Origin of the sequence: Mesorhizobium sp. M7A.F.Ca.CA.004.12.1.1 (genome assembly GCF_003997835.1) — a bacterium.
Taxonomy (GTDB): domain Bacteria; phylum Pseudomonadota; class Alphaproteobacteria; order Rhizobiales; family Rhizobiaceae; genus Mesorhizobium.
The window spans coordinates 1-8,819 of record NZ_RZRK01000192.1 but is presented as its reverse complement, the minus strand read 5'-3'; the positions used below and the strand labels follow the sequence as shown (position 1 = coordinate 8,819).

The window sequence follows — 8,819 nt, the reverse complement described above, 5'->3', positions numbered from 1 at the left end:
GCTACCGCTTCACCGTCGAAAGCGAAGTGGTCGGCGGACAGCAGCTTGGCCGCACCCTTGGCTTTCCAACCGCGAATATGAGGCTGTCGGCTGAAGCCGCACTCAAGGAGGGCATCTATGCCGTCCGCTTCCGCCGCGCCGACGGCACGCTTCACGACGGCGTCGCCAGCTTCGGCCGGCGCCCGACCGTCAATGACAATGGCACGCCGCTGCTGGAAACCTTCGTCTTCGACTTCTCCGAAGACCTCTATGGCGAGGTCTGTCAGGTTTCCTTCTTCGGTTTCCTGCGCCCGGAGGTGAAGTTCGATGGGCTCGACGCGCTGGTCGCGCAGATGAAACGCGATGAAGCCGAGGCACGCGCGCTGCTCGCCGGCGTCAGGCCGCTCTCCGAGCTCGACGCGGCCATGGCTTTTTGAGCCAGGCGTGATGCCGGCTACTTCTTGAATGCCAGGCCGACGGCGATGAAGGTCCAGCCCTGGAAGATCAGGTCGATCGCCAGGAACAGCCCGAGCACCCACAGGCTGTTGACCGGCCAGCCCATCGCGATGATCAGGCCTGCAAGCGCGCTGATGGCACCGGCAGCGACGAGCCAGCCCCAGCCGCGTTCCGGCCGATGGCTGTAGCCGACCCAGGCCCTGAGCACCCCTGACGCGACCAGCGCGATCGCCAGCAGGAACGTCAGCACCGCCGAGGCAAGCAGCGGATTGCCGAAAGCGAAGAAGCCGGCAACGGCGTACAGCAGTCCGCTGAGCAGCCAATAGAAGAACCGGCTCCAGGTCTTGACGCCGAACGCGTGCACGATCTCGATTATGCCCGCCATCAGCATCAGCCATCCCACGACGTAGACGGAAGCCACTGTGGCGACGAACAGATTGGCGAAGGCAATGCCGCCGAAGATGAGCAGCAGCACACCGAGCGCGACAAACCATCCCCATTTTGTCCGTGTCTGTTCGAGCGCGATTTTCAAGGCGTCGCCATGCAGGGTCATTGTCGCGGTCTCCATCGAGGGCTGCGGAATACTGCGGATGGAAGGTAATCCGGGCACGGGCCAACGTCCAGTCGATGACCGGCAGCGGGACCGCTGCAAAAGCGCGAGCGTATGTCTCGGGTTTAAATCAAATTTTACCAAAGGGCCGTCAAAGCTGTCATCGGTAATCGTGTGTGTCGTGTTAGTGGAGTGGCCATGAGTCCGGTCGGAAGAATCTCTCTGGTGTTGGCCGCTGCGGTGCTGGGCGGAGCGGGCACTGCCCATGCGGGCGAGGGCAGCTGGCTGTCCGGCGACTGGTATCTGACCGTAGGTGCCACCGGCATGGTGGCGCCGAATTTCGAGGGCGGCAAAAAGTACCTGCTCAGCGCCTCGCCGATCATTTCGCTGGGCAAGGCCGGACCGGCGGCCCGCTTTGTCTCGCGCAACGACAACATCTCGCTGGCGCTGGTCGATGATGGCGGTTTCCGCGCCGGCCTGACCGGCAAGTTCCTATTTTCCCGCGATGATGACAACGCCGATGAGCTGAAGGGCCTCGATCCGGTGCGCTGGGGCGGGGAAGTCGGCGGCTTCTTCGAATTCTATCCGACCGACTGGCTGCGCGCCCGCGCCGAGCTGCGCCACGGCATTCGCGCTCACAACGGCTTTGTCGCCGACATCGCCGCCGACGCCTTTTACGATGTGACGCCGACCGTCAGGATTTCGGGCGGTCCGCGTGTTTCCTTCGCCTCAGGCAATTATTTCGACGCCTATTACGGCGTCAACGCACAGGAAGCCGTGGCCTCGGGCTTGAGCGAATATCATCCCGGTGGCGGGCTGAAATCGACCGGCCTCGGCGGCGCCATAACCTGGAAGGTGACCGAGCCGATGACCGCCAGCCTGTTTGGCGAATATTCGCGCCTGATGGGACCGGCGGCCGATTCCAGCCTGGTCAAGGAGCGCGGCGACCGCAACCAGTTCATGATTGGCGTGTCGACCACCTACCGCTTCGATTTCACGATGTAGGTGAATCGAACGAGACGCTTTATTCCTGCCGTGGCTTCGGCTAAAAGCCCAGCCATGACCAGCTTTTCGCGCCTTTTCGCGATCGCGATACGAATTACAGGCCCGGTGTTCCGGGTGGCCTGAGCGCCGCCGGAGCCGCCGGGAGTTTCTGCGCGCCCCCTCGCGCTTTTTCCATAACATGATAGTTCACGCCCGAGCTTGTACGCCCGCCGGGCAATGCAAATGGCAGACCAATGACCGATACAACTGAAACGATCGACTATTCCAAAACGCTTTACCTGCCGCAGACGGATTTCCCGATGCGTGCCGGCTTGCCGGAGAAGGAGCCGCTGCTGGTCAAGCGCTGGCAGGACATGGATCTCTACCGCAAGCTGCGCGAGAGCGCTGCCGGCCGCACGAAATACGTGCTGCATGACGGGCCGCCCTACGCCAACGGCAACATCCATATCGGCCACGCGCTGAACAAGATCCTCAAGGATGTCATCACCCGCTCGTTCCAGATGCGCGGCTACGACTCGAACTATGTGCCCGGCTGGGACTGCCACGGCCTGCCGATCGAGTGGAAGATCGAGGAGCAGTACCGCGCCAAGGGCAAGAACAAGGACGAGGTGCCGGTCAACGAATTCCGCAAGGAATGCCGTGAGTTCGCCGCGGGTTGGATCGCTGTGCAGGGGGCCGAGTTCCAGCGCCTCGGCGTCATCGGCGATTTCAAGAACCCCTATACGACGATGGCTTTCCATGCCGAGGCGCGCATCGCCGGCGAGCTCTTGAAATTCGCCATGTCGGGCCAGCTCTATCGCGGCTCCAAGCCGGTGATGTGGAGCGTGGTCGAGCGCACGGCGCTGGCCGAGGCCGAGATCGAGTACCACGACTATGAGAGCGACACGATCTGGGCGAAGTTTCCGGTCGCCAGCTTGGCCCGCCCTGTCGATGGCGAGACCAAGCTGACGGAGGGCGCACTCGATCTGCTGCAGGCACATGTCGTCATCTGGACGACGACGCCATGGACGATCCCCGGCAACCGTGCCGTCAACTATTCGCCGCGCATCAACTATGGCCTCTATGAGGTCACGGCAGCCGAGAACGCATTCGGCCCGCAGTCGGGTGAAAAACTGATCTTTGCCGATGCGCTGGCCGAAGACTCCTCGGTCAAGGCCAAGGTCACCTTGAATCGTCTCCGCAGCGTTTCGGCGCAAGAGCTTGGAAGCCTTACGCTTTCGCATCCGCTCAAGGGTTTTTGCGGCGGCTACGACTTTGCCGTTCCGATGCTCGCCGGCGACCACGTCACCGACGATGCCGGCACCGGCTTCGTCCACACCGCGCCCGGCCACGGCCGCGAGGACTTTGACGCCTGGATGGATGCGGCGGTGGATCTGCGCGCACGCGGCATCGATCCCGCCATCCCGTTCACCGTCGACGACGGCGGTTTCTTCACCAAGGACGCGCCGGGTTTCGGCCCCGACCGGGAGGGTGGACCGGCGCGTGTCATCGACGACAACGGCAAGAAGGGCAACGCCAACCAGGCCGTCATCGACGAGCTGATCAAGCGCAACGCGCTGTTCGCGCGCGGCCGGCTGAAGCACAGCTACCCTCACTCCTGGCGGTCCAAGAAACCGATCATCTTTCGCAACACGCCGCAGTGGTTCGTCTACATGGACAAGGACCTCGGCGACGGCTCGACACTGCGCAGCCGGGCGCTCAAGGCCATTGACGACACCCGCTTCGTGCCCGCCGCCGGCCAGAACCGCATCCGCGCCATGATCGAGGAGCGGCCGGACTGGGTGCTGTCGCGCCAACGCGCCTGGGGCGTGCCGATCGCTGTCTTCGCCGATGCCGACGGCAATGTGCTGAAGGACGAAGCGGTCAACCAGCGCATCATGGACGCCTTCGAGCAGGAGGGCGCCGACGCCTGGTTCGCTGCTGATGCCAAGGAGCGTTTCCTTGGCAATCACGACGCTTCGAAGTGGAAGCAGGTGATGGACATCCTCGACGTCTGGTTCGATTCGGGCTCGACGCACGCCTTCACGCTGGAAGATCGTCCTGACCTGAAATGGCCGGCCGACGTCTATCTCGAAGGCTCCGACCAGCATCGCGGCTGGTTCCATTCGTCGCTGCTGGAAAGCTGCGGCACCAGGGGCAGGGCGCCTTACGACACCGTCGTCACCCATGGTTTCACCATGGACGAGGATGGCCGCAAGATGTCGAAGTCGCTGGGCAACACCGTGGTGCCGCAGGACGTCATCAAGCAGTCGGGCGCCGATATACTGCGTCTGTGGGTGGTGACGACCGACTACTGGGAGGACCAGCGGCTCGGCAAGAACGTGCTGCAGACCAACATCGACGCCTACCGCAAGCTGCGCAACACCATCCGCTGGATGCTGGGTACGCTTGCCCATGACGATGGCGAAGAGGTGCCGCTGGAGAAAATGCCGGAGCTGGAGCGGCTGATGCTGCACCGGCTGGCCGAGCTCGATGAGGTCGTGCGCTCGGGCTACGACGCCTTCGAATTCAAGCGCATCACCCGCATGCTGCTCGATTTCATGGTGGTCGAGCTGTCGGCGTTCTATTTCGACATCCGCAAGGACGCGCTCTACTGCGACGCGCCGTCGAGCCTGAAGCGCAAGGCTTCGGTGCAGGTGGTGCGCCATCTCTTCGATTGCCTGGTGAAATGGCTGGCGCCGATGCTGCCTTTCACCATGGAGGAGGCCTGGCTTGACCGTCATCCCGACGCCGTCTCGGTGCATCTCGACCAGTTCCCGCAAATCCCGGCGGACTGGAAGAACGAGGCGCTGGCGGAAAAGTGGCGCCAGGTGCGGCAGGTGCGGCGCGTCGTTACCGGCGCGCTGGAGATCGCGCGCGCCCAGAAGGTGATCGGATCGTCGCTGGAAGCGGTGCCGGTCGTCACAATCAACGACGCAGCGCTCGAAGCGGCGATTTCAGATGTCGACATGGCCGAGATGGCGATCACCAGCGATCTGGTCATCGCTCATGGCGAGGCACCGGCTGGTGCCTTCGCGATCGACGACGTCAAGGGTGTCGCCGTGGTGGTCGAGAAGGCCGAGGATCGTGGCCTGTTAAAATGTGCACGCTCCTGGCGCTACACCGCCGATGTTGGCCAGGATCCGGAATTCCCGGATGTTTCGGCCAGGGATGCGGCGGTGCTGCATGAATTGAAAGCGCTTGGCCGACTTTAACGGTTAGTCGGCTGGATCGGTGCACAAATGCCACGCCGGGCGGGCGAAAACCGCCCGCGCGTTGCCCTTAACGAGTGGTTGAGGTAAACACGCGAAACTCCGGAAGACAAATTGTCGCCGGATTTCCGTCGCAAGTGCTTGGACGATGGGGACCGGCCACAAGCTGGTGGCAATCGAGAGGCTGTCTAGAGTGGGACTTTTTGGCATGACCGAGAGATATAATGCGCGCTTGGCGCTGCTGGCGCCGCTTGTCGCGTCGGGCCTCGCTTTGTCGGGCTGCATGGGCTCTCCGACCTACGGCACCGACAAGACCGCCGGCGAACAACTGGCCGGCGATATTTCGGGCGCTTTTTCATTCGCGCCGAAGCGCAAGGAACAGATCGACTACAAGCCGCGTCCGACGCTCGTGAAGCCGGCGCCAGGCCAGAAGGAAGCGCTGCCGGCCCCGCAGGACAGCATCGAGACGGCGAGCGCCGAATGGCCCGAATCGCCCGAGCAGCGCCGCGCCCGCTTGCGCGCCGACGCCACCGCCCATCAGAACGACCCGGCCTATCAGTCGGAGATCATCGACGACGTGCAGACGGACCCGGCCTCGGTCAAGAGGGCGATGGCGGAGTCAGGGTCGAGCCACCCGCCGGCATGGACACCGGCCGATTCCGACAAGGGCCGTGCCGCCGAGATCCAGCGCCGCCTTGCCGACAGCAAGCAGGGCGATCCGAACACCCGCAAATATCTGAGCGAGCCTCCAGTGCAGTATCGTGTCGCGGCCGGCACGGCGCCGCAAGATCAGCTTGGCGAGGACGAGTACAAGAAGGAACGCCGCCTCAAGAAAGAGGCGGAAGGCAAGAAGGGCAGCGGCTGGTTCGACTGGATGCCGTCTCTGTAAGAACACCACGTTGTGTCGCCGGGCGTTGCGCCCGGTTCAGCCGCGCCGTTCCCGGAAAAATTCCTTGAGCAATAGACCCGCTTCGGTCTCGCCCATGCCCGGATAGATGTCGGGCGCGTGGTGGCAGGTCGGCGAGGCGAAAAAACGTACGCCATTGACCACGGCACCACCCTTGTCGTCGGCGGCGCCGAAATAAAGCCGGCGCAGCCGGGCAAAGGAAATGGCGCCGGCGCACATGGCGCAAGGTTCCAGCGTCACATAGAGATCATGGCCGGTCAGCCGCTCGGCCGACAGTTTGCGGCAAGCTTCGCGGATGACCAGCATCTCGGCATGCGCGGTCGGGTCGGCAAGTTCGCGTGTGCGGTTGCCGGCGCTGGCGACAACACCAGCGCCATTGGCGATGACGGCGCCGACCGGCACTTCGCCTCGCAAGGCGGCAGCCTCGGCCTCCTTCAGTGCCAGCGCCATGAAATCGGGCCGCTTCACGCGATTTCCACTCCGATTATCTCCTCGCCACCTGACGGAGCAAGTTCGTTTCGAATGAACCGCACTTGCTCCAGGCTTTTGATTTTCGTTTGTCTTTTTGGAAAAACCGGTCTCCACTTTTCCCTGACAAACTCCAGTGATCCTGTTATTGAGCGCAGGACCTCGAAAATCGGGACTCGGTTTTCGAAAATGATCATGCGCCACATCAAAAGTGCTACAGCGTTCGTTGCGCGCCCGAAAGGATGCGCCACGCTGTAGCAGCGCAAACGGATAAAGGCCACATGGACGACAACGACAAGAAATTCCGACCCAGGAACGGTCCGGCCAAGAGTGGGCCGAAAGCCGCGGGACCGCGCAGCCGTGATGGCGCCGCGGGCAAGGGCGGCAAGCCGTCCTTTGGCGCCAAGAAACCTTACGCACCGCGTGGCGATCGGCCGATGGCTGCCGATGGCGAGCGGCCGAAGCGCGATTTCAAGGGCGGGGACAAGCCTTTCAGCAAAGGCCCGCGTCCCGAAGGCAAGCCTTTTGAGAAGCGCGAAGGGCCGCGCAAGCCCTACGCACCGCGCGGCGACCGCCCGATGGCCGCCGAGGGTGAGCGCAAACCGTATGAGAAGCGCGAAGGACCACGCAAGCCCTACGCACCGCGCGGCGATCGCCCGGTGGCCGCCGAAGGCGAGCGCAAGCCTTTTGAAAAGCGCGAGGGGCCGCGCAAGCCTTATGCACCGCGCGGCGATCGCCCGGTGGCCGCCGAAGGCGAGCGCAAGCCCTATGAAAAGCGCGAGGGGCCGCGCAAGCCTTATGCACCGCGCGGCGACCGGCTGATGGCCGCCGAAGGCGAGCGCAAGCCCTATGAAAAGCGCGAGGGGCCGCGCAAGCCTTATGCGCCCCGTGGCGATCGCCCGGTGGCCGCCGAAGGCGAGCGCAAGCCCTATGAAAAGCGCGAGGGGCCGCGCAAGCCCTATGCACCGCGGGGCGACCGGCCGGCTGCGGCGGCAGCGGGCGGCGAAAAGCGTTTCGACCGTCCTAAGCGTGATTTCAGTGACCGCGCGCCGCGCGACGCCAGCGATCGGCCGAAGCGTGACTTCGTCGACCGCCCCAAGCGCGATTTCGGCGATCGCCCGAAGCGGGATTTCAACGATCGGCCGCAAGGCGCGTCAGGCGGCAGCTTCAAGCCGCGCCCGCGTCCCGCCGAGGGCGCGGAAGAGGCAGGCGAGCGCATCGCCAAGCGGCTGGCCCGCGCCGGCCTGGCCTCGCGCCGCGATGCCGAGGAGCTGATCGCCGCCGGCCGCGTCAAGGTCAATGGCCGCGCCCTGACTTCGCCGGCCTTCAACGTCATGCCTGATGACATCATCCATCTCGACGGCATGGAAATCCCGCCGATCGAGCGCACCCGGCTGTTCCTGTTCCACAAGCCGGCCGGCGTCGTCACCACCAACCGCGATCCCGAGGGCCGCAAGACCGTCTTCGACGTGCTGCCGGCTGAATTGCCGCGGCTGATGACCATCGGCCGGCTCGACATCAACACCGAAGGCCTGCTGCTGCTCACCAATGATGGCGGCCTCTCGCGCGTGCTCGAACTGCCGGCCACCGGCTGGCTGCGCCGCTATCGCGTGCGCGTCCACGGCAAGGTCGAGGAAAGCGCGCTTGCCGGCCTGCGTGAAGGCATTGCCGTCGACGGCGTGTTCTACGGTGCCATCGAAGCGACGCTCGACCGTGAGCAAGGCACCAATGCCTGGCTGACGATCGGCCTGCGCGAGGGCAAGAACCGCGAAGTCAGAAACATTCTTGGCTCGCTCGGCCTCGACGTGACGCGGCTGATCCGCATCTCCTACGGGCCGTTCCAGCTCGATGACCTCGCCGAGGGCCATGTGCTCGAGATCAAGGGCAGGGTTCTGCGTGACCAACTCGGCGAGCGCCTGGTCGAGGAATCCGGCGCCAATTTCGACGCCGATGTCACCAAGCCGTTTTCCAACAAGCCGGTGCGGCGCACCGAAGTTCGCGAGCCGGAGCCGGAGCGGCCGAAATTCACCCGCGACGGTGAGCGCCGCCCGATCGGCGAGGGCGGTTTGATCAAGAACCGCAAGCGCCGCGAAGGCAGCCGCGACGAGGCGCTGGGCAAACTGTCGACAAGTCCCGACAGAAGCGCGGAGAAGAGTTTTGGCGAACGCGGCCCGCGCCCCGAACGCAGCTTTGGCGACAAGCCGCGCGGCAATTTTGGCGACAAACCGCGCGGTGGCTTCGGCGACAAGCCGCGTGGTGCTTT

7 protein-coding genes are annotated in these 8,819 nt (G+C 64.2%); 5 read left to right on the top strand and 2 right to left on the bottom strand.

Annotation, left to right across the window (positions count from 1 at the left end):
- Positions 1-416 (top strand): riboflavin kinase (locus EN984_RS12660; RefSeq protein WP_281057283.1); only part of this gene is annotated, 416 nt, incomplete at its 5' end.
- Positions 417-433: 17 nt separating this feature from the next.
- On the opposite strand, the gene EN984_RS12655 is transcribed toward EN984_RS12660, so the two are convergent.
- Positions 434-988, bottom strand: a complete 555-nt coding sequence (locus tag EN984_RS12655; protein WP_127271600.1) for an HdeD family acid-resistance protein — start codon at positions 986-988, stop codon at positions 434-436.
- Positions 989-1,183: 195 nt separating this feature from the next.
- Between EN984_RS12655 and EN984_RS12650 the strand changes: the two genes are divergently transcribed.
- From EN984_RS12650 to EN984_RS12640, 3 genes are all read left to right on the top strand, one after another.
- The gene (locus EN984_RS12650; protein ID WP_127271597.1) at positions 1,184-1,990 is read left to right on the top strand and encodes a MipA/OmpV family protein; all 807 of its coding nucleotides are present in this window, start codon (positions 1,184-1,186) and stop codon (positions 1,988-1,990) included.
- 233 nt (positions 1,991-2,223) lie between these two features.
- Positions 2,224-5,184, top strand: coding sequence for an isoleucine--tRNA ligase (gene ileS, locus EN984_RS12645; protein WP_127271507.1), 2,961 nt, complete (start codon positions 2,224-2,226; stop codon positions 5,182-5,184).
- Between the two features lie 205 nt (positions 5,185-5,389).
- Complete coding sequence (locus EN984_RS12640; protein ID WP_127271160.1) at positions 5,390-6,070, top strand: hypothetical protein; 681 nt, start codon at positions 5,390-5,392, stop codon at positions 6,068-6,070.
- 36 nt (positions 6,071-6,106) lie between these two features.
- Here the strand turns inward: EN984_RS12640 and EN984_RS12635 are convergent, their stop codons facing one another.
- A complete protein-coding gene (locus tag EN984_RS12635) occupies positions 6,107-6,556 on the bottom strand; it encodes a nucleoside deaminase (RefSeq protein WP_127271509.1) in 450 nt (149 codons plus the stop codon).
- Between the two features lie 281 nt (positions 6,557-6,837).
- Between EN984_RS12635 and EN984_RS12630 the strand changes: the two genes are divergently transcribed.
- Positions 6,838-8,819: pseudouridine synthase (locus EN984_RS12630; protein ID WP_245480058.1), on the top strand; the 1,982-nt coding region annotated here is incomplete at its 3' end.